The 26,951-nt window shown below is 67.5% G+C and carries 17 protein-coding genes; 11 read left to right on the forward strand and 6 right to left on the reverse strand.

The features are described from left to right. Positions 1-446: 446 nt before the first annotated feature. Positions 447-1,241, reverse strand: a complete 795-nt coding sequence (locus ROY82_08195; protein MDT3682439.1) for an HD-GYP domain-containing protein — start codon at positions 1,239-1,241, stop codon at positions 447-449. 1,570 nt (positions 1,242-2,811) lie between these two features. Here ROY82_08195 and ROY82_08200 point away from each other — a divergent pair. The 5 genes from ROY82_08200 to ROY82_08220 all read left to right on the forward strand — a co-directional run bounded on the left by ROY82_08200 (position 2,812) and on the right by ROY82_08220 (position 10,970). Then, positions 2,812-3,741, forward strand: a complete 930-nt coding sequence (locus ROY82_08200; GenBank protein MDT3682440.1) for a hypothetical protein — start codon at positions 2,812-2,814, stop codon at positions 3,739-3,741. A gap of 748 nt (positions 3,742-4,489) precedes the next feature. Beyond that, a complete protein-coding gene (locus tag ROY82_08205) occupies positions 4,490-7,000 on the forward strand; it encodes a 30S ribosomal protein S1 (GenBank protein ID MDT3682441.1) in 2,511 nt (836 codons plus the stop codon). 124 nt (positions 7,001-7,124) lie between these two features. After that, positions 7,125-8,123 carry an LLM class flavin-dependent oxidoreductase gene (locus tag ROY82_08210; GenBank protein MDT3682442.1) on the forward strand — a complete coding sequence of 333 codons (999 nt, stop codon included), beginning with the start codon at positions 7,125-7,127 and terminating at the stop codon, positions 8,121-8,123. Positions 8,124-8,361: 238 nt separating this feature from the next. Next, positions 8,362-9,567: a hypothetical protein gene (locus ROY82_08215; GenBank protein ID MDT3682443.1), complete on the forward strand. Its 1,206-nt coding sequence runs from the start codon at positions 8,362-8,364 to the stop codon at positions 9,565-9,567. A gap of 197 nt (positions 9,568-9,764) precedes the next feature. Beyond that, complete coding sequence (locus ROY82_08220) at positions 9,765-10,970, forward strand: hypothetical protein (GenBank protein MDT3682444.1); 1,206 nt, start codon at positions 9,765-9,767, stop codon at positions 10,968-10,970. A 113-nt stretch (positions 10,971-11,083) separates the two neighbouring features. On the opposite strand, the gene ROY82_08225 is transcribed toward ROY82_08220, so the two are convergent. From ROY82_08225 to mnmA, 4 genes are all read right to left on the reverse strand, one after another. Next, on the reverse strand, positions 11,084-11,665 hold the full coding sequence (locus tag ROY82_08225) for a hypothetical protein (protein MDT3682445.1): 582 nt from the start codon (positions 11,663-11,665) through the stop codon (positions 11,084-11,086). A gap of 140 nt (positions 11,666-11,805) precedes the next feature. Next, positions 11,806-12,861, reverse strand: coding sequence for a M48 family metalloprotease (locus ROY82_08230; GenBank protein ID MDT3682446.1), 1,056 nt, complete (start codon positions 12,859-12,861; stop codon positions 11,806-11,808). A 102-nt stretch (positions 12,862-12,963) separates the two neighbouring features. Then, the gene (locus ROY82_08235) at positions 12,964-13,536 is read right to left on the reverse strand and encodes a LemA family protein (GenBank protein ID MDT3682447.1); all 573 of its coding nucleotides are present in this window, start codon (positions 13,534-13,536) and stop codon (positions 12,964-12,966) included. A gap of 68 nt (positions 13,537-13,604) precedes the next feature. Then, entirely contained in the window at positions 13,605-14,729 is a 1,125-nt protein-coding gene (gene mnmA / locus ROY82_08240; protein MDT3682448.1) for a tRNA 2-thiouridine(34) synthase MnmA, read from the reverse strand. A 91-nt stretch (positions 14,730-14,820) separates the two neighbouring features. Between mnmA and ROY82_08245 the strand changes: the two genes are divergently transcribed. The 3 genes from ROY82_08245 to ROY82_08255 are packed head-to-tail and all read left to right on the forward strand — an operon-like array spanning position 14,821 to position 20,391. Further along, positions 14,821-15,234, forward strand: coding sequence for an ABC transporter permease (locus tag ROY82_08245; protein ID MDT3682449.1), 414 nt, complete (start codon positions 14,821-14,823; stop codon positions 15,232-15,234). Then, positions 15,234-17,444, forward strand: coding sequence for a single-stranded-DNA-specific exonuclease RecJ (recJ, locus tag ROY82_08250; protein ID MDT3682450.1), 2,211 nt, complete (start codon positions 15,234-15,236; stop codon positions 17,442-17,444). Before ROY82_08245 ends, recJ begins: the two co-directional genes overlap by 1 nt. Positions 17,445-17,448: 4 nt before the next feature. Continuing rightward, the gene (locus ROY82_08255; GenBank protein ID MDT3682451.1) at positions 17,449-20,391 is read left to right on the forward strand and encodes an FAD-linked oxidase C-terminal domain-containing protein; all 2,943 of its coding nucleotides are present in this window, start codon (positions 17,449-17,451) and stop codon (positions 20,389-20,391) included. Positions 20,392-20,410: 19 nt separating this feature from the next. Here ROY82_08255 and ROY82_08260 read toward each other — a convergent pair whose 3' ends face one another. Next, complete coding sequence (locus tag ROY82_08260; protein MDT3682452.1) at positions 20,411-22,267, reverse strand: arginine--tRNA ligase; 1,857 nt, start codon at positions 22,265-22,267, stop codon at positions 20,411-20,413. Between the two features lie 237 nt (positions 22,268-22,504). On the opposite strand from ROY82_08260, the gene lon reads away from it, so the two are divergent. From lon to ROY82_08275, 3 genes are read left to right on the forward strand one after another with little or no spacing between them, the layout of a single operon-like run. Beyond that, positions 22,505-24,991, forward strand: coding sequence for an endopeptidase La (gene lon, locus ROY82_08265; GenBank protein ID MDT3682453.1), 2,487 nt, complete (start codon positions 22,505-22,507; stop codon positions 24,989-24,991). 46 nt (positions 24,992-25,037) lie between these two features. Further along, positions 25,038-25,802, forward strand: a complete 765-nt coding sequence (gene tpiA / locus ROY82_08270; GenBank protein ID MDT3682454.1) for a triose-phosphate isomerase — start codon at positions 25,038-25,040, stop codon at positions 25,800-25,802. Further along, complete coding sequence (locus ROY82_08275) at positions 25,799-26,878, forward strand: Xaa-Pro peptidase family protein (GenBank protein MDT3682455.1); 1,080 nt, start codon at positions 25,799-25,801, stop codon at positions 26,876-26,878. Before tpiA ends, ROY82_08275 begins: the two co-directional genes overlap by 4 nt. Positions 26,879-26,951 lie beyond the last annotated feature (73 nt).

A 26,951-nucleotide genomic window follows, 5' to 3' on the forward strand; every position in this document is an offset into this window, starting at 1 on the left:
GTACGCCGCGGTACTCTTGCAAGCGTCGCCTGCATTCGCATCCGCCAACTATTGCTCATCCCCAATTTATCCTTCCCGAACTTGACGTTGCGTCCGTGAGACCACGCGCCGGGCCCAAGAAAATCAAACGCTCTTCAGCGAATCCAGAGGAGACACTTCGGCACCCTGCTGCCACTGCCTTGATTTTGACTATTGTCTCACAATAAAGACAAAGGCCCGTCAACCTCTAGGCTATTGCCAAGGGCCAGACTGAAGCCGGACTATTAGGCATTGAGGTCTACCGGACACGGCACGCCATAGTCGCACAGTGGCTCGAAGGGGACTAAACGAGTGATTGCCTTACCTAACGCGTTTCCCTTTCCAGAATGCCTACTCACATCCGCGGCTCAGCGGCACGTCAACTGAGAGCTTCCACGCAGCTAGGTAGTTGTTGAGGGCATTCAACTTCACGCCAGGCTCGGTTGTATAGTCGCAGTCCACTTCTCTCGGCGAATCCGGCCAGCTGAGTAAAGCTTCTCAAACAACCGCACTAATTCCGCGTCAAAGTGGAGGCCAGCTGCGCCACGAATGTAGACGATAGCTTGGTCGGGCGTAAGTGCAGCGCGATAGGCACGGTTGCTTGTTAGGGCCTCGAACACATCCACTATAGCGATAATCCGTGCTGCTAAGGGGATGCCCGTAGCCCGTCTGCCTTCCGGATAACCGTAGCCATCCCAGCGCTCGTGGTGGAACCGGACTGCATTGACAAGATCCGATTCATCCGGAAGCACTGCCATAATTATCTCTGCCCCAACTACTGGGTGCCTTCGAATCTCTCTAAGCTCCTCATCACTAAGCCTACCAGTCTTCTCAAGAATCGACTTGGGCACGGCGATCTTGCCCAAATCGTGTAAGACGCCTGCACAGTACAAGGAGCTCAATGCGTCGTCGGGTAGACCTAGTTCTCTGCCCAAAAGGACAGCTGTTTCAGCCACCCACTTGCTGTGCTCGTGCGTATCGGGATTGTCTTTCTGTGCCAACTCGGCCAGACCCAGGCGAACTTCTTCTCTCGACAAATAGGGGGACTGCCTCGTCTCTGACGGCGACTTCATATCTGTGAGAAGGCCCCCTCGCCTCATTGAGGACCGGACGGCTATAGCCGCCAACATCGCTGAAAATGGAATAGGGATAAGCACAACGGGGGCCAAGAATCCAGAACTGACGCCAAGCAGGCCAACAGTCGTAGTGATGGACACGCCCATCAGCCACAAGAACATCTGGTTTGCTGGTGTGGTTGCATTGCGACGCCAGGTAGGCAACCAGAGTGGCGCTTTCAAGTTGGTCGCCTGAAGCCCCCGTGGCCCGATCCGCTGCATACCGCCCCCTTAGCGCCAATTCTGCGCTTGAGTTACTTAATAGAGGACTTTAGGGGGGGATCGCTTAGATTCCACATATATTCTGTCCAACACGCGAAAGGCCCGGGCAGGTACAACCCGGGCCTTCAGCCTGTTACAATCGTTCTTTGACGCTACTTACCTCTGGGAGAAATGCACCCCTGCAAAACCAATCAACGGCATGCTAACGAGGACCGCAAAAACAACCGCAGCGAAGATGCGCTTTCCAGTGTTCTTCATCCCAAACCCATCCTTCCAATGGCCGCCTCTTGGGCGACTCATACCGCTCAAGGCTTCCCTAGCCTCTGGAGACGGCTGCCGGGTAGAATCCCCCAGCACGCTATGTCAATCTGCATAGCGCTTCTATGGTCGAAGGGATTTGTCAGCGGAACATGTAGCTCCCGACTCCTCCCACCCTCTTCCAACCCCGCACCACTCCCATGATGCGAACCGAACCATTGGTCTCCCAACCAGGTCGATTGCGCTAGACCATATCAGGTCACGGGACAATTTGCAAGAACATGTAAGGCCGATTTGCACCGATGCCGACACATAAATCCCGTCCCTATAGCAAATGAGGCGGGCGTCGTCGTCGAGTTGAAACGCCCGTTTCTGCCTCGTATATACTGCCACTAGTGATTCACTTGACACCCAGCGCTTCAGAATTGCTGACGGATTGCGGACAGTGAATGCACCCGTGGAAGCTAGCCGCCTCCATGTGGAGGAGCTAATTCAGGAGAAGTTCCCCGGCGTAACACTTGAAAGCGAAGTTCAGGGATGGGCTTTCCTTGAGCGCTTTGAAGATGGGATACAAGCATTCCTAAGAATCCAGCAACCAACCGCGAAGGACGACCGTTGGGTGGGCGTGTGCTACTTCCAGACCTTGAGAGACATGGAAGCGCTGGAAGCCTTGTATAGGGCGACGAACCGGGGTGAGGAGGGCGCGAGGGTCTACTTGGCGCATGTCTTACCGTTCGTCGAGCGCCGAGAAGACGCCCTAATCGAAATGTCTCGGATTAACATCAGTTTGCTAAGCAATTATGACGCTGCTCTCTACTATCGAATACTTAGCATTAGTGAGGAGACAAGCGGCCATCTTAGAGAGGCTCTAAAGGCCGCGGAAACCGCCTGGCGGCTTATTCAGGGCGTACCAGAATACAATGTCCTGGCACCCTCCATCTTGGTCCAATTGGCGGTCCTTCATGGGCGCATCGGCAGGTCACAGCGGGCGCTGTGGTTCCTTGAGCGAGGCCTAGTCGGCACATCGGGCGTAGAACGATTGAAAGTGAAGATTCGACTTGCCACTGTACTCATAAATCTTGGGCGCCACAGGGAGGCACAAATTGAGGCCGACTCAGTCGATCTCCAGAATGCCCCCCCCTCGTTTCAAGCCGAACGAAACTGGCTCCTAGGCGAAATCGCCTGGGCAAACGGCAGCATGAACCTCGCCATCCAGCACTACACGGAGGCCATAAAGCTAGCCACCGAGCTCCAGTTCTCCTACGAGGAGTTCCTCTGCCGTCTGCCGTTGGTCTGCATCCTCGGCGTTCGCGGCGACTACACCGAGGCCCTCAACCACCTCATGCGGGCCCAAACGCTCATCTCCGACAAGTCGGATAGGCTCACCTTCCGCTTCCGCGAGGTTCTACTCAACTACTGGTCCAAGCGCTACACCGTCAGCCACGCCCTACAAGAATTCGAGGGGCTCATGCAGGCCTTCGGCGAGATGGGCCTCCTGCAGGAGCAGGCCGCGGTGCGGCTCCACTACGCAGACCTGCTCCGCGTGAGCGGCACCGACGACTGGCAGCGGCAGCTAGACGAGCTGCACGCCCTTAGCGTGTCGCTTCAGAACCAGGCCTTGCTGGCCCGCGAGTGGACGCTGCTGCCCGAGCTGCGCCAGATCGCGTTCCGCACCCACCCGCGCATCGCCGGCACGGCCGTGCAGGTGCTCGAGATCTTCACCATGGGCGACGAACGCATGCTCCTCGACGACAAGCCCGTGCACATCCCCCTTCGGCGCGGGGTCGAGCTCATGGCCTACTTCCTCGAGAACAAGGCCGTCTCCCTGAAGCGCGTGCTGCTCGACGTCTTCCCCGACGAGAAACCGTCCGCGGCTAAGTCGTACTTCCACCAGTTCCGCCACCAGTTGCGCGAGGCGCTCGAAGGCGTGGAGATAGAGTACGACTCCGAGTCGAAGCTCTACCGCCTCAACAGCGAGATCGACGTGCTTTGGGACGTGAGCGAGCTGCGAGCCGGCCGCATCATGGGCGAGACGGGCATCTTCCTCCCCTCCTCGGGCAACGAGTGGGCGTACCGGGTGGATCAACAGCTCGACGACCTCCGCACCAACGGAAATGACGGCGGCTAGCTGGGCTTAGAAGCGCACGGCATCAACCTATGAACCGCCGCTCTCACACGACCGCGGGCCATGCTAAGATCGCCCTTGATCGGAAAGAGCTTGGGTTGAGAAACAAGCACCCGGAGTGCCGTTGGGAGCGGCTTCTGTACCGGGTGCTTCATTTATGCTCCGGTTCCGGCGTTGCATGTGCATGCGTCACGGTCGGGCGTTTGCCCTAAGGATTAGTTTCGGGTTCGTGAAGGCCCTGGAGCGCCTTGTAAGAATCTCGTAATAGGACGCCCGTAGGCTGGAGCCGTGGACTTGAGGTAAATCTCCCAATACCTCTTCCCACCCTCTTCCGAAACGAACCCCGCGCCTCCCACGCGGGGTTCACCCATTTGGTGGGAATCATGTGGGCGTTCATTGGTGGTGCCTCTGCCCCAAGAAACTGCTTGCCAACGGGCGCGGCTGCCGCCGCAAGACGCAAAGTAAGAATTCTGTAAGGCGTGGCTCGTAGGGTAGAGGCGTGGAACCGAGGTAAGCCTCCCATTACCTCCTCCCATCCTCTTCCGATCTGAACCCCGCGCCTCCCACGCGGGGTTCACCCTTTGTGCATGGCTTCGTGCACGGGTCCGGCGGCCGTTCCAGCGCCTAAACGGCGCTCGGAAAATGTCGACTGGTGCTACAAACCGTGCGCGGCGTCCTTGCATTTCTGGCCCCTGACGTGGTCTAATGAACCCTTGTCGCATAGACACCACTTCAGGAGGAAACCCCTTACATGGATGAGAAAGTAAACCCCGCCGCGGGTAACCCTGCCCCAGGCACCGTCCCAGCCCCGGAAGAACGCCCGAACCAAGCCGCAGCCGCCGATGCCGAACAGGGTGTAGGCACGCCGGTTGACAACGAAGACACCACCTCCTTCACCCCGGCTTCCTCCGAAACGGCTGATACCAACTCCCTTACCGAGGTCGCGGCAACGGCCGCCGGCCACGAGCCTGGTAGCGATGACGCGGCGCCCGCCGCGGACGCTAGCAGCGCAGATGTGCCACCCGCCGCGGACGCGACCAGCGCAGGCGTAGCGCCCGCCGTGGACGCGAGCAGCGAAGAAGACGTACCGCCCGCTCCAGAGGCAAGCAGCGCAGATGTGCCGTCCGCCCCCGAGGCAAGCAGCGCAGATGTGCCGTCCGCCCCCGAGGCAAGCAGCGCGGCCACGGCCACCGTCGGCGAGGCCGACGCGGCAGCCACGGCGCCGGCCGCAGACAGCGCGCCCAGCGAGGCGTCGTCAGCTCCAAGCGCCGCCGACAACGAGATGAGCATGGAAGACGTGCTGGCCGCCAGCGACGAGATGCTGGCCCGCAAGCCCGTCCACCGCGGCATGATCACGACCGGCCAGGTCATCATGCTCGCGCAAGAAGGCATCGTCGTGGACGTCGGCGCCAAGATCGAGGGCATGCTGCCTTACAACCAGCTCTTCGAGCACGAGTCGAACCTCGAGGAAGCGGCCAAGTACTTCAAGGCCGGCGACGACATCCAGGTCTACGTCGTGCGTTCCGACATCCCGAACAGCACCATCACGCTGTCGAAGAAGCGCGCCGACCAGGAGCGCGCCTGGAACCTCCTCCAAGACATCCACGACAACGGCAAACCCGTCGAGGTCGAGATCGTGGAGAAGGTCCGCGGCGGCCTCGTGGCCAGCCTCGGCGTCCGCGCCTTCCTGCCGGCCAGCCAGGTCGACATCCGCCGCGTGAACGACCTGGCGCCCTACGTCGGGCGCCGCATGAAGGTCAAGATCATCGAGCTCAACCGGCGCCGCAACCGCGTGATCATCTCCCGCCGCGCCATCCTCGAAGACGAGATCTCGCACCTCAAGGAAGACACGCTCAAGAAGCTCGAGCCCGGCGCCCGCCTCGAAGGCGAGGTCGTCGAGATCACCGACTTCGGCGTCTTCGTCAACCTGGGCGGCGTCGACGGCCTCGTTCACCGCTCCGAGCTCACCCACGGCCGCTTCAGCCACCCGCGTGACGTGGTCAAGCTGGGCGACATGGTCAAGGTCGAGGTCCTCGACATGGACCTCGAGCGCGAGCGCATCAACCTCTCCATGAAGAAGCTCGTGGCCAACCCGTGGGACAACGTGCTGGCGCACTACAGCATCGGCCAGCGCATCACGGGCACCGTCACGAACCTCACGCCGTTCGGCGCCTTCGTCGAGATCGAGCCGGGCCTCGAGGGCCTCATCCACGTCAGCGAGATGAGCTGGACCAAGCGCATCCGTCACCCCAAGGAAGCCCTTACCGAGGGTGAGGAGGTGGAGGCGATGATCCTCAAGATCGATATCCAGCAGCAGCGGATATCGCTTGGCCTCCGCCAGACGCAGCCCGATCCTTGGAGCAGCCTGCCCGACCGTTACCCGCCCGGCACCGAGATCACCGGCCCCATCACGGGCATCACCGACTTCGGCGTGTTCATGGAGATCGAAGAGGGCATCGAGGGCCTGGTGCACATCTCCGAGCTCTCGCACGATCACATCGAGAACATCAACGAGCACTTCAAGAAGGGCGACGAGATCACCGCGGTCATCCTCAACATCGACCCGGTAGAGCAGCGCGCCAGCCTCTCGCGCAAGCGCATGCTGCCCTTCACGCCCGAGAACGCGGCGGAGTTCGGCGGCAACCAGCCCGCCGGCGGCCCCAGCCGTGGCGCCTACGCGCAACCGGCCGGCGCCGGAGCCAGCCGCGGCCGCCGTGGCCGCCGCAGCCGCGACATCGACTACGACTACAGCTACGTGGCCGACGCCGCCGGCAGCAAGACGACCACCAAGCTCGGTGACGTGTACGCCGACCTCTTCGCCCAGTTCGGCCTCGGAGACACGAAGACTGACTCCGAAGCCGAAGGCGGAGATACGCAGGAGGCGGTCGCCGAAACCGACACCCCGGAGAAGGCCGACAAGCCCGCGCCCGTCGCCGAGTCCGCGCCCGCTCCAGTCGCCAAGCCCGCGCCCGCCCCGGTCGCCAAGGCCGAGCCCGAGGAACACGTCGATCCCGAGAACGCCATCGACGCCACCGAGGCCGCCGCCATGCTCACCGCTGCCTTCAGGCAGGGCAAGCGTCCTAGCGCGGCGGAAGCCGAGGCCACGGCCGACGCCGAAGCCCAGGCGGGCAGCGACGCCGCCCACGACGAGGCCGAAACGGGAGCAGCATCCGAGGCAACGGCTCAGGAAGAAGCCGAGGACGCCTACGACCACGCCACGGAGGCCGACTTCGGCTCCGACGACGAGGACCAACACGGGTAAGGCCGGCTAGGCCGCGTACCCCTCCAGGCACCTACCGTCCCGCGCCCTGCAAAGAGCGCGGGACGGTTCTCTTGCGCCACCCCAACTACGCGCGACTGCGCCGCGCGTTGGTAGCGTGCGCCCCATGCTGGCCGACGCGCGCGTTCCCCTCTCGATCCTCGACCTCGCGCACTTGGGCACCGGCGTCAGCTCGAGCAAGACCCTCGCCAACTCCGTGCGCCTTGCCCAGCGGGCCGAGGAACTTGGCTACGAGCGCGTGTGGTACGCCGAGCACCACGGCATGCGCAGCATCGCCAGCTCGGCGCCCGAGGTGCTCATCGCCAACACGGCCGCCGCCACGAGCACCATCCGCGTCGGTTCCGGCGGCATCATGCTCCCGAACCACGCGCCGTTGCGCATAGCCGAGGCGTTCCAGACCCTCGAGGCCCTGCACCCCGGGCGCATAGACCTGGGCATCGGAAGGGCACCCGGATCCGACCGCGCCGCCATGGCCGCCATGCGCCCCTTCGACGCCCAGCAGTTCCCGGCGCAGCTCCACGAGCTCTTCTCGCTCTCGAGAGGCGGCTTCCCGCCAGGCCACGCCTTCCACGGCGTGAGGGCGTCACCGGCCGACGTCGCCCTGCCGCCGGTCTGGCTGCTGGGCTCCAGCGGCGCCAGCGCCGCCTTCGCGGGGAGCCTCGGCCTCGGTTACGCCTTCGCCGGGCACTTCAGCGAAGCGCCCGCCGCCTCGGCCATCACGGCGTACCGCGAAGCGTTCGTTCCCTCGGACGCCTTCCCCACCCCGCACGCCATCCTCGCCCTGTCCGTCATCTGCGCGCCCAGCGACGAGGAGGCAGAGTTCCTCGCCGGCTCGCTCGACCTCGCGTGGCTCCGCATGCGGCGCAACGAGTTCGCGCCGGTGCCGACGCCCGAGGAGGCGGCCGCCTACGACTACGACGCTCAAGAGCGCGCGTTCATCATGGAGAATCGCCGCAAGCACGTGCTGGCTTCGCCCGCCACCGTGGCGGCGCGCTTGGCGGAACTGCAGGGGCAGGCCGGCGCGAACGAGCTCATGATCTCGACCATGGTCCATTCGCACGAGGCGCGCCTCAGGAGCTTGGAGCTGCTGGCGGCCGCCTGGTAACCGCCCGCCGGCCACTTTGCGGCGGCTTGTGGGCGCCCGAACGGCTGGGCCATCGCAACCGCTTGCCTCGGGCGCGAGCCCCTTGGGCATGGGTTGTGCCGACGGTCACCGCTCCAGCGCCCGCGTTGTCGTCATGCTTGGCGCAACACAGGCTCTTACATGGCCGGCCTCGTTTCACCCGAATCCGGCCCACTCGTGCTGCGTGCGCCTCGCCAACGGACCGCTCCTTGGAGGCACCATGTTCCGTTTCCGCAGCTTCCTGCCTTTCGCTTCCGCGCTTGCCATCTTCCTGGCCGCCTGCTCGCCGCCCCCGGTGGCGAAGCCGCCTTACATCGATCTCGCCACCAACCAGCCGGCATCCGTGGTGATCGGCCAGCCCGACTTCACGCCCACCTCCGAGACAGACATGACGCGCTCGTTCACCAGTACCTACGGCCGCCCGCTACTCTTGAACGGCGTGTTGTACCTGCCCGACTACGGCGCAGGCCGCGTGATGGGCTACCTCGGCGTGCCCACGGCCAACGACGCGGCTGCCGACTTCGTGCTCGGCCGCGACGGCTTCGACGACTTCGCCCCCGGACCGGCATCGGCCCGCCGGCTGGGTGGGCCCCAGTCACTGGCCACCGACGGCACGCGCGTGTTCCTGAGCGACTTCGGTTTCAACCGGATCCTGGCCTACGACACCGCCCCAACCACCACTTACGCGCTGGCCGACTACGCGATCGGGCAGCCGGACCTCACGTCGGGCGGTCCGGGCTGCTCGGCCACCTCGCTCGACGAGCCGGAGGGCATGTACGCGCATGGCGGCAAGCTCATGGTGGCCGATTCGACCAACAACCGCGTCCTGATCTGGAACACCATCCCCCTCGACGGCATGACGCCGCCGGACGTCGTGCTCGGCCAGGCCTCGTTCGCCACCTGTGCCCTGAACGACGACGCCCAGTCGGGCTTAGGCGGCGCCGCGCCCACCGCCCGCACCCTGTACTACCCCACGGGAGTGTGGACCAACGGTCAGCTCCTCGTGGTGGCCGACGCCGGCAACAACCGCGTGCTCATCTGGACCGGCTTCCCGACCGCTAGCTTCACTCCGGCCGACCTCGTCCTCGGGCAAGTCGACTTCGGCTCCGACGCCGCAAGCGCGGCGGCGAGCGGCCTCGACGCCTTTCAGTCCGTCCACGGCAACGGCACGCAACTCTTCGTTGCCGACACGTACAACAACCGCGTGTTGCTGTGGAACGCCATGCCGACGACCAACGGCCAACCCGCCGACGCCGTGCTCGGCCAGCCCGACCTGGTTTCGGCACTGCCCAACGGCGGCGCGCTGTCGGCCACGGCCCGCGGGTTCGACCACCCGACCGGCGTTTATGCCATCGGGAACAGGCTTCTGGTGGCCGACAACCATAACCACCGGTACCTGATCTTCGAGGGGGGAACCACGCCCTAGCCGGGCGGCTCGGCCGCGGTGCTCGCAGGCCCGTTCTCGGCCCTGCACAGCCGTGATGTGCGGAAGAACATTGCGAGCCGCCCGGCTCCAAAGGTATTGCTGCAATGCAAGCTGTGCGTCCGCAACGACGTCAACCAGGAACGCGGCGAAACTCCAAGGCAGCTTGCCACCGCCCTGGGAAACCATTCGGAGGTCAAATGCGCAAGCTTAGACGAGCCCCCGCACTTCTCGCCGTTCTCGCTCTCATCCTCGCCGCCTGTTCCACGCCGCCGGCGGAGAAGCCACCGTTCATAGACCTCACCAGCAACCAGGCCGCATCGGTGGTCATAGGGCAGCCGGACTTCACGTCGGCGTCCGAGGCCGACGTCACGCGCCTGTTCTCCAGCCCTTACGGCCGGCCGTTACTTCTGAACGACGTCCTCTATCTCCCCGATTACGGCAAGGACCGGGTCATGGGGTACCTCGGCGTTCCGACGACCAACGGCGCGGCCGCGGATTTCGTACTGGGCCGCGACGGCTTCAATGATTCGGCCAGCGCCCCGGTCTCGGCAAGCCGGATGGATGGGCCGCAGTCGCTGGCGACCGACGGCACCCGGCTGTTCCAACTCGAGTACGGCTCGAACCGCATTCTCGTCTACGACACCCCTCCCACCACGACCTACCCGCCGGCCGAGCACGTGATCGGGCAGACGGACTTCGTGACTGACTCGAGCGACTGCACGGCCACCAAGTTCGATTCCCCCGAGGGCATGTACATCCAGGGCGACAAGCTCATCGTGGCCGACTCCAGCAACAACCGCGTCATGATCTGGAACCAGATCCCGGCCGACGGCACCACCCCCGCCGATATCGTGCTGGGCCAGAACGCGTTCGACACCTGCGCCGCGAACGACGACGCCCAAGTCGGAACGGACGGCCCTGCGTCCACCGCCCGGACCCTGGACTATCCCACCGAAGTCTGGACCGACGGCAAGATCCTGATCGTGGCGGACGCCGACAACAACCGCGTGCTCATCTGGAACACCTTCCCCACGTCCAACTTCGCTCAAGCCGATGTCGTTCTCGGCCAAGCCGGCTTCGGCACGAACGCTCCCGGCGTCGGGGCAAGCAAACTCGACTACCCACAGTCCCTCCACAGCAACGGCACCCAGCTTTTCGTGGCAGACGGAGACAACAACCGCGTACTCGTCTGGGACGCCATACCGACCGCTAACGGCCAACCCGCAGACAAGGTGCTTGGCCAAGCCGACATGGACTCCGCCTTGACGGACGGAGGCTCGGTCACGCCGACGGCCATGGGGCTCGCTTACCCCTCGGGTGTCTACGCGTTCGGCAACAACCTCCTCGTGAGCGACAACGATAACGCTAGGTACCTGATCTTCGAGGGAGCGGTCGCGCCCTAACCCAGCGGCTCGGCCGCGGTGCTAGTCAGGTCGCTTCTCGGCCCCACACGGTTTAGATGTGTGGGGCCGAGCCGGGCGCCCGGCGCTCGACGCAGAGATTGCAAGAAAGCTAGCTAGTTGCCGGCTAGTTGGTTGCCGGAGGGTTCCATGGTGGCCTCGAAGCTACCGGCGATTTCCAGCGCGTTAGCGGGGTCCGGATCCGCGAGGGCGTCCATGACGTAAGCGAGGGTTCCCTCGAAGTTACCGGCGATGGCGAACCTGGTCTCGTCAACCGGCCGGAATTCCGTGAGAGTCACTGGAACCTCGTCGTTCACGTAGGTGTCCTTCGTGATGGAGTCGCGGCTGTGGTACGTGATGCTTGCGTCAACCGTGCAGGGGCAATCGGTCGGCAGGTCGCCGAAGACCGTGAAAGTCAACTCGAGGCGCCCCTCCATGGTCTGCACGTCGTCGAGCGTCACGTCCGTGCCCGGGTAAGCGCTGATACCGAAGGTGTAGAACTCGCTTCCGTAGTCGAAGTGGCTCCAGTCGGCGGTGTTGACCCGCACGCCTGGCCCTTTGGTGATGACCGAGTGCCATACGCGCTGCTCCCCGCCAAGGGTCGCATTTATCACGCCCGAGGTCTCGAGCGGCTCCTGAGCCGCGGCGGACCCGGCTAGAACGACGAACACGGACGCTATCAAGACCCTTGCTTTCATGCATCAACTCCCTGCTTGGGTGGCGTGGGGGGACGGTCCCCTCGGTGATAACGAAACGGGTTGGGTCCTGTCAGGGGCATGGGTCACACCGCGTACACCCCCTGAGCCTCGCACCCTCGGCCGAGCCAGGGCGCGCCTCCTCACATGTTGCGCAGGCGCCTGATCCGCTCCTCGATGGGCGGGTGGGTCGAGAACAGGCCGCCCTCGCCGCCGAGTTGCATGGCGGGGTTCACGATGAACATGTGCCTCACGCCCTCGCTCACCTCGAGGCGAGGGCCCGGGTAGTTGCGCAGCTTCTCCAGCGCCAGCGCCAACCCCTCGGGGTTGCGCGTGATGTAGGCGCCGGTGGCGTCCGCGAGGAACTCGCGGCGGCGGCTGACCGCGAACCGCAGCAGCGCGCCGACCAGCGGGCCGATGACGAGCAACACCAGCAGGAGGACGAGCGCGAGGCCCTGGCCCTTGCCCCCGCCACCGTCGCCGGAGCGTCTGGAGCTGGAACGCCGCGAGCCGCCACTGCCGTACAGCCCGCCGTACATGCCCCAACGCATGACCATGTCGCGCAGCACCAGCAGCGCGCCGAGGGTGGCGACGAGCATCGACATGAAGCGGATGTCGTAGTTGCGCACGTGGGCCAGCTCGTGAGCCACCACGCCCTCCAGTTCCTGGCGCTCCAACAGCTGCAGCAGGCCGGTGGTGACCGCTATGGAGGCGTGTTGCGGGTCGCGGCCGGTGGCGAAGGCGTTGGGCGCCGGCGAGTCGATGACGTAGACCTTGGGCATGGGAACGCCGGCCCCTATGGCCACGGCCTCTGAAACGTTCAGCAGGTAGCGGTGCTCCTCCGCGGTGGCCACCCGGGCCCCGGAGGCGGCAAGGGCGATCTGGTCGGAGAAGTAGAACCCCACCGCCGCCTGACCGAAGCCGACGAGCACCGCAACCCCGATGAAGAAGAGCGCCGCGGTGGGTTCCACGGCCTGCGCCAGCAGGTATGCGGCGGCGGCCAGCAACGCCATCGTGACGAGGGCCAGCAGCCACGTGCTGCGCTTGTTGGCCGCCTCGTAATCGAGCAGGTTGATCTTGCGGCCCGTCCCGGGAACGGTGAACTGGTCGCCCAGCTTCTGCACGTGGCCGCTGAGCGCAGCGTGATCCACACCCGGGTCCGGGCGCGTGCCGACCACGTCGGGATCGAACTGCTGCATAGGGCACACTTTACGTCACGAAGGCCGAACCCCCGGGGCCGCCGGCTGGCGGACTCCCGGGGGCGGCCCCTCGCGCTTATCGCGCCTGTCGCGCCTGTCGGCTCAAGCCCCGGCTTGGGGAGCGGCGCCGAAGGAAACCTGGGGCACCTCGCGGTCGCCCTCGGGGATCTGCAGGAAGACGGCGGCCTTCTTGTTCATGGGACCGGCGAGGAACACGGCCGGCACCGTCTCGATGAGGGTGTTGTATTGCATGACCGCGTCGTTGTAGAACTGCCGCGCGTAGGCGATCTTGTTCTCGACGCCCGAGAGTTCCTCTTGGAGCATCTTGAAGTTCTCGTTGGCCTTGAGGTCGGGGTAAGCCTCGGCGACCGCGAAGAGCTTACCGAGGGCGGCCGTCATGACGTTGGCGGCGTCGGCCGACTCGTTCACCGTCTTCGCGTTCATGAGCGAGGCGCGGGCGCGCGTTACTTCCTCGAACACTTGGCTCTCGTGAGCGGCGTAGCCCTTCACCGTCTCCACGAGGTTGGGGATGAGGTCGGACCTGCGCTTGAGTTGAACGTCGATCTGGCTCCAGGCGTTCTGATAGCGCTTCTCGTACGCCACTATTCTGTTGTAGATCGAGACCGCGTACACACCCAACGCGACCAAGACGATCAAGACGATGAGGCTTCCCATGGTTGAACCTCCTACCAGATTGTAGCGGAAAGCGCCGCCGGGTACGGGGTGGGGCCTGCGGGGCCCCGTCAGGCGTCGCGGCTTGCTATCACTCCGCCGCCAAGCAGCCGCTCGCCGTCATATATGACGGCGCTCTGGCCGGTGGCCACCGCGAACTGCGGCTCGTCGAACTCGAGGCGGAAGCGGTCGCCCTCCAGCAGCGTCAGGGTGGCATCTTCGGGCTGCTGGCGGTAGCGCACCTGAGCCTGCACCCTGGTCGGCAACAGCTCCTCGCGTGTGAGGAAGTTGCGCAGGCCGGCTTCGAGCGTGCGCCAGTGGCACATCTCGCGCGTGCCGACGACCACCTCGTTGCTGTCGGCCCTCAGCTCGAGCACGTAGCGCTCGAGGTGCGACTTGTGAAGCCCGAGGCCGCGCTTCTGCCCGATGGTGTAGAAGGCCACGCCCCGGTGCTCGCCCACCACGGCGTAGCCCTCCGACGCGTCCACCACGTTGCCGGGAACGGCGCGCGAGGCCTCCTCGAGGTACGCCTTCACGGTGGTGGGCACGAAGCAGAGGCCGGACGAGCTCTTCTTCTCCGCCGTGCGTAGGCCGCGCTCGGCGGCCATGGCCCGCACCTCGGCCTTGGTGAGGTCTCCCAGCGGGAACAGCAGGTACTGGAGGATGTTGCGGGGCAGGGCCCACAGGAAGTAGGTCTGGTCCTTGTCGTCGTCCACGCCGCGGTGCAGTTCGGGGCCGTGCGGGCCGTCCACGCGGCGCACGAAGTGCCCGGACGCCATGTACTCGCACCCCAGGGCCTGGGCCCGCTTGACGAACGCCCCGAACTTGATGTGGCGGTTGCACCACACGCACGGGTTCGGGGTGCTGCCCGCCTGGTAAGTAGGCACGAAGGGGTCCATGACGATCTCTTGGAAGGTGTCGCGGAAGTCGAGCAGGTAGAACGGTACGTCCAGCCCGTCGGCCACGCGGCGGGCGTCGTAGGCGGCGTCGGGGCTGCAGCAGAGGTCGAAGGCGCCCGCCGGCTTCTCGTCGGGCCAGAACCTGAGCATGCTCCCGACGACCTCGTAACCCTGCTCCGCGAGGAGGGCGGTGGCCACCGAGGAGTCGACGCCTCCAGACATGGCGGCCATGACCCTGACGGGCTTCACGCCCTGGTCACCGGAGGGCATGGACTCGAGGAATTCGGGAACGCTCACGACGTCCGATTGTATGTGCCTGCACGGGGGTGGCGGGCGCCCCTGGGTTACGAACCCCGCCCCCTGCTGTAGACTTGCCCCGGAGGTGGCCGTGAAGAGCGTCCGCATAATCAGGCTCGTCCTGCTGCTAGCACTGGCCGGGTACCTGTGGCTCTTCCACGCCGCCAACCGGCAACAGGTCGAGTTGCCGATCCTCAACTATCTCCTACCGCCGATACCGGTGGCATACGTCCTGGCGTTCGCGCTGGTGGCCGGTTGGGCGGTCGGCTTCGTTCCCACGCGCCTCTCCTTGTGGCGCCGCTCGCGCGAGGTGAAGAAGCTGCGTGAGAGGGTCGCCGAGCTCGAGGCGGTGAGCGCCGGCCCGCCGGTCTCGCGCACCAGCGTGACCAGCCCTCGCCGCGCAACCCACAGCCCTTACAGCGAGCACGAAACCGAACTACCGGTGATCCCCGACCGTGGCGACCCGTACCCGGGCGAGACCACCTCGGACGACGAAGCCGGTTGATGCCCCAAGGGGTGCCCGAGGTGCGGTGGTCGGTGAGGCCGCCCGCGCCGCCCAGCGCCGTCGCGGCGCTCAGCCGCGCGCTCCAAGTCCCGCCGGCACTCGCGGCGGTCCTATGGGCCAGGGGCCTGCGCGACGAGGCGCGATCCCACTTGGATCCTCCCCTCGTGTTGAGCCCCAACCCTGCGTTGGCGCAGGCCGCCGAGCGCCTGGCCCTGGCAGTGCGGCAGGGCAAGCGCATCCTGATCCATGGCGACTACGACGCTGACGGCATCAGCGGTACCGCCGTCCTCTTCCTCGGCCTGCAGGAACTGGGCGCCAACGTCGCGACCTTCATACCCGACCGCCTGACCGACGGCTACGGCGTTCATATGGCCCGCGTTCCCGAGCACGCCGCGCGGGCCGACCTCTTCATCACGGTGGACTGCGGGGTCACCAACTTGGCCGAGATCGGGGCGCTGCAAGAAGCAGGCGTCGAGGTCATCGTCACCGACCACCACAGCCCGGGCGCGGCCCTGCCCGACTGCCTCGTCGTTCACCCGGGCCTCTCGCCCGCGGCCCGGCACGGCCTGCCCGAGCTGACTGGAGCAGGCGTGGCGTTCCACCTCCTGTGGGCGCTGCACGACGCTCTTGGGCTCGAGGCGCCTCTCGAGTACGCCGACCTCGCCACGCTCGGCACCATCGCCGACGTGGCCCCGCTCCTGGGAGAGAACCGCGCCCTGATCCGCGAGGGGCTGAAGCGGCTGCACGACTCGCGCTGGCCGGGCCTGCGCGCCAGCGTGGCTCAAGCGCGCCTCAGCGCGCCCATCTCCGCCCGCAGCGTGGCCTTCGTGCTGGCGCCGCGCCTCAACGCCGCAGGGCGCCTGGGCGAGGCCGACGTGGGGCTCGAGCTGCTGGTGACACGCTCCGAGCGGCGCGCGGCGGAGTTGGCCGTATACCTTGACGCGCGCAACTTGGAGCGCCGCAAGATCCAAGACGGCATGTACGAGTCGGCACTAGCCAAGGCCGACCCCGAGGCGCCGGCGCTGGTGATCGAGGACCCCAGCTGGCACCCCGGCGTCATGGGCATCGTCGCCAGCAAGCTGCTCGAACGCTTCTACCTGCCCGTCTACATCGCCGCCGCCGGCAAGGGCAGCGTGCGCTCCACGCCCGGCATCTCGGCCGTCGAGGGGCTGCGGGCCGCGGCGCCTCACCTGCTGCGCTTCGGGGGGCACAAGCAGGCCGCGGGCTTCGCGCTCGACATGGAGAACTTCGGCGCGTTCCGAGCGGCCGTCCACGAGTTCGCCGGCCGCTTCCCGCGGCCCGTGCCCACCGTGGTGGCCGACACCGTCATCGGCGCCGACGAGGTGACCGCGGGCCTCTACCGCGCCATCGTCGACCTCGAGCCGTTCGGCGAGGGCCACCCGGCGCCCCTCTTCGCCCTCACCGGCACGCTGGACGCGGCGCGCGCCGTGGGCAAGGACGGCAACACCCTGCAGCTCCGGATCGGGGGCGTGAAGGGCGTGGCGTGGCGCATGGGCGAGCTGGCGCCCGGCCTGCCGGTCGGCGGCAGCGTGAACGTGGCGGTGGAACTCGAGGAGAACGAGTTCCGCAACGCCCGCACCTTGGAGTTCCGGGCCAGCGCTGTTCGCGCCGCCGAGCCCCTGCGGCTGGCGCCGGAGGTGGGCGAGGACACCGCCGCGCCCCTCGTGGCGGCGCCCGTGACCCGCGCGGGCACGGGCAGGCTGGTCACCGACCTGGGCCCCGACGCCGTCGCCACCCTGGAGGGCCTGGTGCGCGCGGGCACCCCCGTCGTCCTCGCCCTGGGCCCGGACACCCTGCACGAGTTGGAGCGCGAGGCCAAGGAGCTGCCGACGGTCAGCGAGGTGCGCCGCGGCCTGCAGGCGTTGAGGCGCGGCGCGCCCTCGCCCTACCTCGCGGCCAAGTCGGAACGGATCCTGCAGGCGCTTCGCGAGCTGGGGACCGTCGACGAGCTGGGGCGGGCCGTGCGCCTGCCCGCCGGCACGCGGCTCTCCCCCTACGAGTCGCCCGGCCTCATGGCGGGCCTGTTGCGGCGCTACCAGCTCCGGACGTTCGTGCACGCCTACCGCCACCTCGACGACGAGGGGCTCGCCATCACGACCGCGCGGCTCTTCGGCGAAGCGGTGGCCGTCGCCACCGGCGACGCGCGCGCCGAGCCCCTCGAGGAGGGCGTGCCACACGCCATATACTGAGCGCGTGTCCCTGAACCTTCCGCAGCGCCCGGCCCAACGTGAAGCCCTCTCGAACCCGGCTCCCGCCGACGTGGCGGCCGAACTCCGGCGCCGCCTGGAGGCGACGGTCGAGGGCGAGGTCCGCTTCGACGCCCGCGCAAGGGCGCTCTACGGCACCGACGCCAGCCCCTACCGCATCGCCCCCGTGGGGGTGGTGGTGCCGCGAGACGAGGCGGACGTGGTCGCCGCCGTCCGCGCCGCCAACGAGCTGGGCGTGCCCGTGCTGCCGCGCGGCGGGGGCACGAGCCTGGCCGGCCAGACGGTGGCGGCGGCGCTCGTCATCGACATGTCGAAGTACCTCACGAAGATCATCGAGCTGAACGTCGAGGAGCGCTGGGTGCGCGTCCAGCCGGGCCTCGTGCGCGACCAGTTGAACGCGGCGCTGGCGCCGCACGGCCTGCAGTTCACCCCCGACGTGGCGACCACGGACCGCGCCAACGTGGGCGGCATGGTGGCCAACAACTCGGCAGGCACGCGCTCCATCAAGTACGGCAAGAGCGTCGACCAGGTGATCGAGTTGCGCGTGCTCCTGATGGACGGCACCGAGCTCCACCTTGGGCCCCTGCGGGGCAAGGAGCTGGACGAGAAGCTGGCGGCCGAGGGGCGCGAGGGCGACATCTACCGCGCCGTCCACCGCATGGTGAGTGAACATGCGGACGAGATAGCGGCGCGCTACCCCAAGGTGATGCGGCGCGTGGGCGGCTACAACCTCGACGAGCTGACCGATGCCGGCGGCGAGGGCCAGCGGCCCTTCAACCTCGCCAAGGTGGTGAGCGGCAGCGAGGGCACGCTCGCGCTGATCCTCGAGCTGAAGCTCGCCCTTCACCCCGTTCCCAAGCGCCGGCTGGTGACCATGCTCCACTTCGACTCGCTCACGAAGGCGTTCGAGGCCGTGCAGTTCATCAACCGGCACGGCCCCTCGGCGGTGGAGATCATCGACGCCGACCTCATAATGCTCGGCCGCGAGAACCCCGCCATCGCGCCGCTGATGACCTGGGTGGTGGGCGACCCGGCCGCGGTGCTGCTCGTGGAGTTCGACGGGGAGGACCTAGCCGTTTGTCGGGCCGCTCTCGCCGGGCTCGAGGCCGACCCCGAGGTCGCCGCGCTCACCTACGGCTCCTTCCTCGCCGAGGACCCGAAGCAGCAGAAGGAGATCGCCGACTTCCGCCGCGACGGCCTGGGCATCTACGCCACCATGCCGGGCGCGGCCAAGCCCACGCCCTCCATCGAGGACGCCGCCATCCCCGTCGAGCACCTGGCGCGCTACATCCCCGAGGTCATCGAGGTGTGCAGGCGCCATGGCACGCGCGCCGTGTTCTACGCGCACGCTTCGGTGGGGGTCATCCACGTCAGGCCGCTACTGGACCTCAAGGACGAGGCGGGCATAGAGCGCTACGAGGCCATCAGCAAGGACGTCTTCGAGCTGGTGCTGAAGTACGGCGGTTCGTGGAGCGGCGAGCACGGTGACGGCCTCATCCGCTCGTACCAGAACCGGCGGCTGTTCGGCGACGTGCTCTACCAGGACTTCCTGGACCTCAAGCGCGCCTTCGACCCCGCCTGGCTGCTCAACCCGGGCAAGATCGTCGAGGCGCCTGCCATGACTGAGAACCTGCGCTACGGCACCGATTACCCCGCGGTCGTCGTGCCCACCGTGTTCGACTTCGAGGCCCAGGGCGGCTTCTTGGGCGCCGTGGAGGCCTGCACGGGCGTGGGTGCGTGCCGCAAGGTGGGCGCCGGGACCATGTGCCCGTCCTACATGGGCACCCGCGACGAGGATCACTCCACCCGCGGCCGCGCCAACGTGCTGCGCGAGGCGCTCACGGGCGGCCTGCCGGGCGGGTTGACGAGCAAGGACGTCTACGAGGTCCTCGACCTGTGCCTGGAGTGCAAGGCCTGCAAGGCGGAGTGCCCCAGCAGGGTCGACATGGCGAAGCTCAAGTACGAGTGGCTGCAGCACTACTACGACGACCACGGCACGCCCCTCGCGGCGCGGGCCATGGGCAACGTGGGGCGCGTGGCGCCGCTGGCGCAGGCGCTGGCGCCCGTCTCGAACTTCTTCCTGCCCCTGAAGCCCGTGCGTTGGCTGCTCAGCAAGGTCGTCGGCGTGGACGCGCGCCGCGTGTTGCCGCGCTACGCCGCCAGGCGCTTCGACGCCTGGTTCAAGAGGCGGCCGGCGGCCGCCAACGGCGCGCTTGGGCCCGTCGCCCTCTTCGCCGACACCTGGACGATGTTCAACCAACCCGAGGTGGGCCAGGCGGCGGTGGCGGTGCTGGAGCGCATCGGTTACGCGGTCGAGCTGGTGCCCTACGGCTGCTGCGGCCGACCGCAGATCAGCAAGGGCCTAGCGCGCGAGGCCCAGCGCATGGCCGCGGGCAACGTGAGAATGCTGCACGAGTACGTGCTGCGCGGCGTGCCGGTGGTTGGGCTCGAGCCGAGCTGCGTGGCGGCCTTCACCGACGACTACCCCGACCTCGTGCCGGGCCCGGAGACCACGGCCGTGGCCGGCCAGGTGCGCATGTTGGAGGAGTTCCTCGCCAAGGAGTGGGCCAAGGGGCGCTTCGATCCCAAGGCGGTCTTCCGCAAGGGCGCCGGGGCCGTGCAGTTCCATGGCCACTGCCAGCAGAAGTCGGTGCTGGCGGCCAGCACCAGCGCCGGCCGCGCCGTGCTCGAGTGGGTGAGCGACGAAGTGACCGCGCTGGACGCCGGTTGCTGCGGCATGGCGGGCTCGTTCGGTTACGCGCACCACGACCTGAGCATGACCATCGGCGAGCAGCGGCTGTTCCCCGCCGTGCGCGAGCACGAGGGCACCACCGCCGCGCCCGGCTTCAGCTGCCGCCACCAGATCGTGGACGGCACCGGACGCACGGCCGCGCACCCCGTAGAGGTGCTGGCGGCCAACCTCCTCTGAGAGTCCAGCCGCCGAGCGGCTACATCTCGCCGGGTGCGGCGATGCCGAGGAGGTCCAGTGTGGCGGCCAGCGTGGCGCGCACCCGGTCCACCAGCACGAGGCGCGCCTCGCGCAGGCCCGGGCCCGCGCGCATGACCTGCGTGTCGGCCCGCCCGCCGGCGTCCTTGTGGTTGTAGTAGGAGTTCCAGGCCGTGGCCACGTCGAGCGCGTACTGCGCCACCGAGTGCGGCGCCAGCGCCACCGCGGCGGCCTCCACCACGTCCGCGTAGCGCCTGAGCACGCGCGCGAGCCTCACCTCCAGCGGGCCTAGTTGCCCGAAGTCGGCGCCGGCCCTGGCGGCGGCCGCGTCCAAGCCGGCGGCCGCGGCGGCGCGCAGGATGCTGCAGGCGCGGGCGTGAGCGTACTGCACGTAAGGCGCGGAGTCGCCCTGCAGCGAGAGGGCCTGCTCCCAGCGGAAGTCGATGACCTTCTTCGCCTCGCTCTTGAGCATCCCGAAGCGCAAAGCCCCTATGCCAACCTGCCGCGCCACGAGGTCCACGTCCTTGAGGCCCGGGTTCTTCTCCTCCACCACGGCGCGCGCCCGGCGCGTGGCCTCCTCGGCCACCTCGTCGATGGACAGCGTTATGCCCTTGCGGCCGCTCATCGCCTGACCCTCGAGGGTCACGACTTCGTAGGCCAGGTGGTGCGAGTGATCGAACGCGGCGCGGCCCTCGGGGGTGGCCGAGAGGGCCAGGGCGGTGCGGACGATGGTCTGCGGGTGGCTCTGCCTGGCGTCGATCACGTTGATTATCTCGCGGGCATGCGCGAAGGAGCGGCCGTCGGGGTGCAGCTCGCCGCGGGGGCTAGACGTGTAGAGCGGCTTGCCGCTCGGCTGCACCGCGAAGCGCTCGTAGGTGAGTCCCTCGAAGATGCCCGCCTTCCAGAACTGGTAGCCGATGTCCTTCGCCACGTACATCGCGTTGCCGTCCGAGCGCACCAGCACCACCAGCGGCTCCTCGAGGCCGGGCAGGAACTCGCTGACGTCCATCACGAGGGCCCCGGCGTACTTGCCCTCGGTGGGCCGCGAGACGTGGGGACTCGCCTCCATCACCTCGAGGCCGCGCTGCAGCAGCCCGCCCTGCACGATGTCGGACTCCCACACGAGGAGGTCGTAATCGGCGCCCAGCGAGTGGTAGGTCTCGAGCTGGGCCTTGAGCACCCGTTCGACCTCGGGCCGCAGCTCGCCGCGCTCCAGGCGGTGCATGACCTCCGTCACGCCGCGCTCGATGGCGTCGCCGTCGGTCTCCTTGGCGGCGGCCAGACGCACGTACAGCTCACCCAGCCAGTGGTCGTACTTGCGCCCGCCCTCGGTGCCGTAGCGGGCGCCGAAGTAGGTGACCGCGAAGATACTCTCGGCGGCCTGCCTGCCGGTGTCGTCGATGTAGTTCTGCACCTCGACGTCGTGGCCGACTGCCTTGAGGAGGCGCGCCGTGGCGTCGCCGAGGACGATGTTGCGCAGGTGTCCCACGTGCGCTTCCTTGTTGGGGTTGACGCTCGTGTGCTCGACCACGACCTTGAGGGGTTCCGCGCGCGGGCTGCGCGGCTCGAGCGTCACGCTGCGCAAGAAGGCCGCGGGCTCGACCGTGAAGTTGATGTAAGGGCCGACCGCGGACGCGCTCGCCACGCCCTCGGGCAGCGCCGTGGCGGCCACTATATCGGCGGCTATGCCCGCCGGGTTGCGGCCCAGCGCCTTGGCCAGGGTGAAGGCCACCGCGGTGCCGTAGTCGCCCGGCCTACCCTCGGGCACCTCTTGGATCAGGACCGGGACGTCCGGGGCGCCGAGCCCGGCCACGGCCCCTTCTACAGCGTGCTGCAGGGCGGAGATGACGTCGTTCATGCCGCGCCACGCTACCACAGGAGCCTTGAGATTCCCTTCCAGCGTGTAGAATCTGGGCCAGGCGCTGCCGTGGAGCGGCGCCGGGTGTCGCACGAGGCACCTTTAGTGTCTGACAACCAGTAAACTTGAGCTACTTTGACTCAACTACCTGACCCCCCGCGTGCCCCCGCAGCCGGCGGCGGCACCCCCAGAACACTTCCCCACACCGCAAGCCGCGGTCGAGACTAGGAGACCAGCATGGCAGAGGTCACCAACCGAACCGATTTCACGGCCCCCATCCCGGTCTGCCCAGTGCGCGGCTCGGTGCTCTACCCCACCATGGTCATGCCGATCGACGCCGGCAGGCCCGTGAGCATCAGGGCCATCAACGCGGCGCTGGACCGCGACCGGACCATCGTCATCGTCAGCCAGAAGGACCGCGACGTCGAGGAACCCACCGCCGACGACCTGTACCGGGTCGGCACGGCCTGCAACATCTTGCGCATGAAGAAGAACCCCGACAACAGCATCCAGATGCTGGTGAGGGCCTTCGCGCGCGTGAAGGTGAACGAGTACTCCGGCGACGAGGTCATCGAGGCCCTGGTCGAACCCATCGAGGTTCCCACCGGCGACGAGTTGGAACTCGAGGCCGCCTTCCGCGAGCTCAAGGAGAAGTTCCGCGAGCTCGTCGAGAACGGCAGCCGCGCCATCCAGAGCGAGGTCGCGCAGTTCGTGATGAACCTGGACGACCCCGGGCAGTTCGCCGACTACGTGGCGTACCACCTCGACTTCAAGCTGGCCGACAAGCAGGCCGTCCTGGAGGCTCCCACCCAGGCACAGCGCATCAAGCACGTGCTGCTGCTCATCGACACCGAGATCGAGCTGCAGGAGACGCAGCGCCGCCTCCAGCGCGAGGTCAAGGACGAGATCGACCGCAACCAGCGCGAGTACTTCCTGCGCGAGCAGATCAAGGCGCTGCAGAAGGAACTGTCAGGTTCCGACGAGGACGAGGACGAGGTCGAGGCGTTCAAGGAGAAGCTCCTCGCCCTCGACCTCCCTGAGAACGTCCTCAAGGAGGCCCAGCGCGAACTCAACCGCCTGAGCCGCATGCACCCCGACTCGGCCGAGGCGTCGGTCATCCGCACGTACCTGACCACCATCGTCGAACTGCCGTGGAACACGCGCACCGAAGACCGTCTCGACATCACGAAGGCCGGCGAGATACTCGACGCCGACCACTACGGGCTCGAGAAGGTCAAGGACCGCGTGCTCGAGTACCTGGCGGTCCGCAAGCTCAAGAGCGAGCGCGCCGCCAAGGGCGAGCTGGACGCGTTCGAGGTCAACAAGGGCCCCATCCTGCTCTTCGCGGGCCCGCCGGGAGTCGGCAAGACGTCCATCGCCCAGTCCATCGCCAAGGCCCTCGGCCGCGAGTACGTGCGCATAAGCCTGGGCGGGGCGCGCGACGAGTCCGACATCAGGGGCCACCGCCGCACCTACATCGGCTCCATGCCCGGCCGCATCATACAGGGCATCCGCCAGGCGGGCGCCAAGAACCCCGTGTTCCTGCTCGACGAGGTCGACAAGCTCGGCGTCTCCTACCAGGGCGACCCGTCCTCGGCGCTCCTAGAGGTGCTCGATCCCGCGCAGAACGCCAACTTCACCGACCACTACCTGGGCGTGCCGTTCGACCTCTCCGAGGTGCTGTTCGTAGCGACCGCCAACAACATGCAGCAGATCCCCGACGCGCTGCTCGACCGCATGGAGGCCATCGAGTTCTCCAGCTACATCGAGCAGGAGAAGCTCGAGATAGCCAAGCGCTACCTCCTGCCGCGCCAGATCATCGAGAACGGCCTCAAGCCCAACCAGGTGACGCTGACCGACGGCGCCCTCTCGCGCGTCATCACGTCCTACACGAGGGAGGCGGGCGTCCGCAACCTCGAGCGCCTCATCGGCACCCTGTGCCGCAAGGTCGCCAGGCGCATCGCGCTCGGGGAGGCCAAGCGCGTGCGCATCACCGAGCGCGGCCTCGAGCAGTACATCGGCGCACAGCGCTACACGCCGGAATCCGAGGCCGAGGACAACCTCGTGGGCGTGGCCACCGGCATGTACTACACGCCGGTCGGCGGCGACATCCTGTTCGTGGAGACGTCGGTTACGCCGGGCAAGGGCGGCCTGGTGCTTACCGGCCAGCTGGGCGATGTCATGAAGGAATCGGCGCGCGCGGCGCTCACCTACGCCAAGAGCAACGCCCGGCGCTTCGGCATCACGCAGTCGCTGCTCGATGACTCCGAGATCCACATCCACGTTCCTGCCGGCGCCACCCCGAAGGAGGGCCCCAGCGCGGGCGCGGCCATGGCCACCTCGCTCATCAGCGCCCTCACGGGCATAGCGGTGCGCAAGGACGTGGCCATGACGGGCGAGATCACGTTGCGCGGCCGCGTCCTGCCCATCGGGGGCCTCAAGGAGAAGCTCCTGGGCGCCAAGCGGGCCGGCATCAAGCACATCGTATTCCCGGCCAACAACGAGGCCGACATGAAGGACATCGGCGCGCACCTCACCAAGTCGCTCAACATGCACCCGGTGGCGAGCCTCGACGAGGTGCTCGAGGTGGCGCTGGTAGGCGGCCTCGGCGCGCTGGAGGGCCGCATGGCGGAAACCGAGGAGGCCGACCCCGCCGACGGCTCCGGACCCGGCAAGCCGACCCGCAAGCGCAACGCGGCCGCCACGGGAGGGGTGCGGGCCTGACGGAACCGCCTGCCTGAGGGCGTGACCGCCGCGGTATCCTCGGCCCATGTCACGCCCGAAGCCCCTGATCGCCGGCAACTGGAAGATGAACCGGTTGCCTTCCGCAGCAGCGTCCTGGACGCGTGAACTGCTCGCCCGCTTGGGCCGCACACCGGTCACGGCGGGCGAGCTTGCGCTCATGGTCCCGTTCACCCACCTCCCCGCCATGCTCAACCTAGCCTTCGGCAGTAACGTGGCCCTCGGGGCGCAGGACGTGAGCGCCCACGAGGCCGGCGCCTACACGGGCGAGGTATCCGCGGCCATGCTCGCCGACCTTGGGGTGCGTTACGTGATCGTGGGGCACTCGGAGCGCCGCGCCTACCACGGCGAGGACGACGCGCTCGTCAACGCCAAGGCGGCCCAGGCGCTGGCGCACGGCCTGGTGCCCATCGTGTGCGTGGGCGAGAAGCAGGAGCAGCGCGACGCCGGCAACGCCGAGGAGGTCGTGCTGAAGCAGTTGGCCGCGGGGCTCGAGGGCCTCGAGCTTGCCGGTCCTGACGACATCGTGGTCGCCTACGAGCCCATCTGGGCCATCGGCACCGGGCGCACGGCCACCGCGGCCGACGCGGCGGCGATGGGCGCCGCCCTGCGCCGCGAGTTGAGGCGCCACTACCCCGCCCTGGCGGACGGTGTCCGCCTCCTCTACGGCGGCAGCATGAAGCCGAGCAACGCCGCCGAGCTGTTGGCGCAACCCGACGTGAACGGCGGCCTCATCGGCGGAGCCAGCCTCGAGCTGGACGACTACCTGGCCATCGCGGGGGCAATCCTATGAGCACCGCGGCCGAGAAGGCAGTGGTGAACGAGCGGCTTGCCGCCTTGCGCAGGGGCCTCGAGGCCGCCGGCGCCCAGGCGCTGCTCGTCACCAACCCACCCAACGTCCGCTACCTCTCGCGTTTCACCTCGCCCGCCGACGCCGTCGTGCTGGTGCTGCCGGGTTCCGCGGTACTGCTCACCGACGGGCGCTACACGGCCCAGGCGACCGAGGAGTCGGTCATCCCGGTGGAGATTGTCGCGGGCCTCGACGACGCCGCCGTCGACCGCCTCGCGGGCGCCCGCCTGGCGGTGGAGGCGGACCACGTCACGCTGGCGCGCTACCGCACGCTGGCCGGCCGCCTCGGCTACGACCCGGTGCCGCTGGAGGGCGCGTTCACGGCCCTGCGGCTCATCAAGTCGGACGCCGAGGTGGCCGCGCTGCGCCGCGCAGCTAACGTCACCGACCTGGCCTTCGCGGAGGCGCTGCAGATGATGGCGCCGGGCGTGCGCGAGGTGGAGGTGGCCATGCGGCTGGAGACCACCATGCGCTTGAACGGCGCCGATGGCTCGGCCTTCGACGTCATCGTGGCGAGCGGCGTCCGCGGCGCCATGCCCCACGGGGCCGCCTCGCAGAAGCCGCTGGCGGCGGGCGAGCTCGTGACCCTCGACTTCGGCGCGGTGGTGGATGGCTACCACGCCGACATGACGCGCACCGTCGCCATCGGCGAGGTCGGCGCGGAGGAACGGCGCCTTTACGACGCCGTGCTGGAAGCGCAGGTTGCCGCCCTGGCCGCCGTTGCCCCGTGGCGCACCGGCCGTGAGGTGGACCAGGTGGCCAGGGACGTGCTGGCGAAGCACGGCCTCGAGGAGTACTTCACGCACTCGCTGGGGCACGGCACCGGGCTGGTCATCCACGAGGAGCCGCGCCTCAGCAAGAAGTCCGACACGGTGTTGCAGCCGGGCATGATCGTGACCGTGGAACCGGGCGTCTACCTGCCCGGCTTCACGGGGCTGCGCATCGAGGACCTGGCGGTCGTTACCGCGGACGGACACGAGGTTCTGTCGAAGAGCCCCAAGGAGTTCATCGCGCTCTGAGGGCGTGCTGGCGACTGGGTCATGCCCAGGGCGTGCTGAGGGCGTCCCCAGGGCTGAGGGCGTCCCCAGGGGC

This window comes from Truepera sp. (genome assembly GCA_032027045.1).
In the GTDB taxonomy this organism is placed as follows: Bacteria; Deinococcota; Deinococci; order Deinococcales; family Trueperaceae; genus JAAYYF01.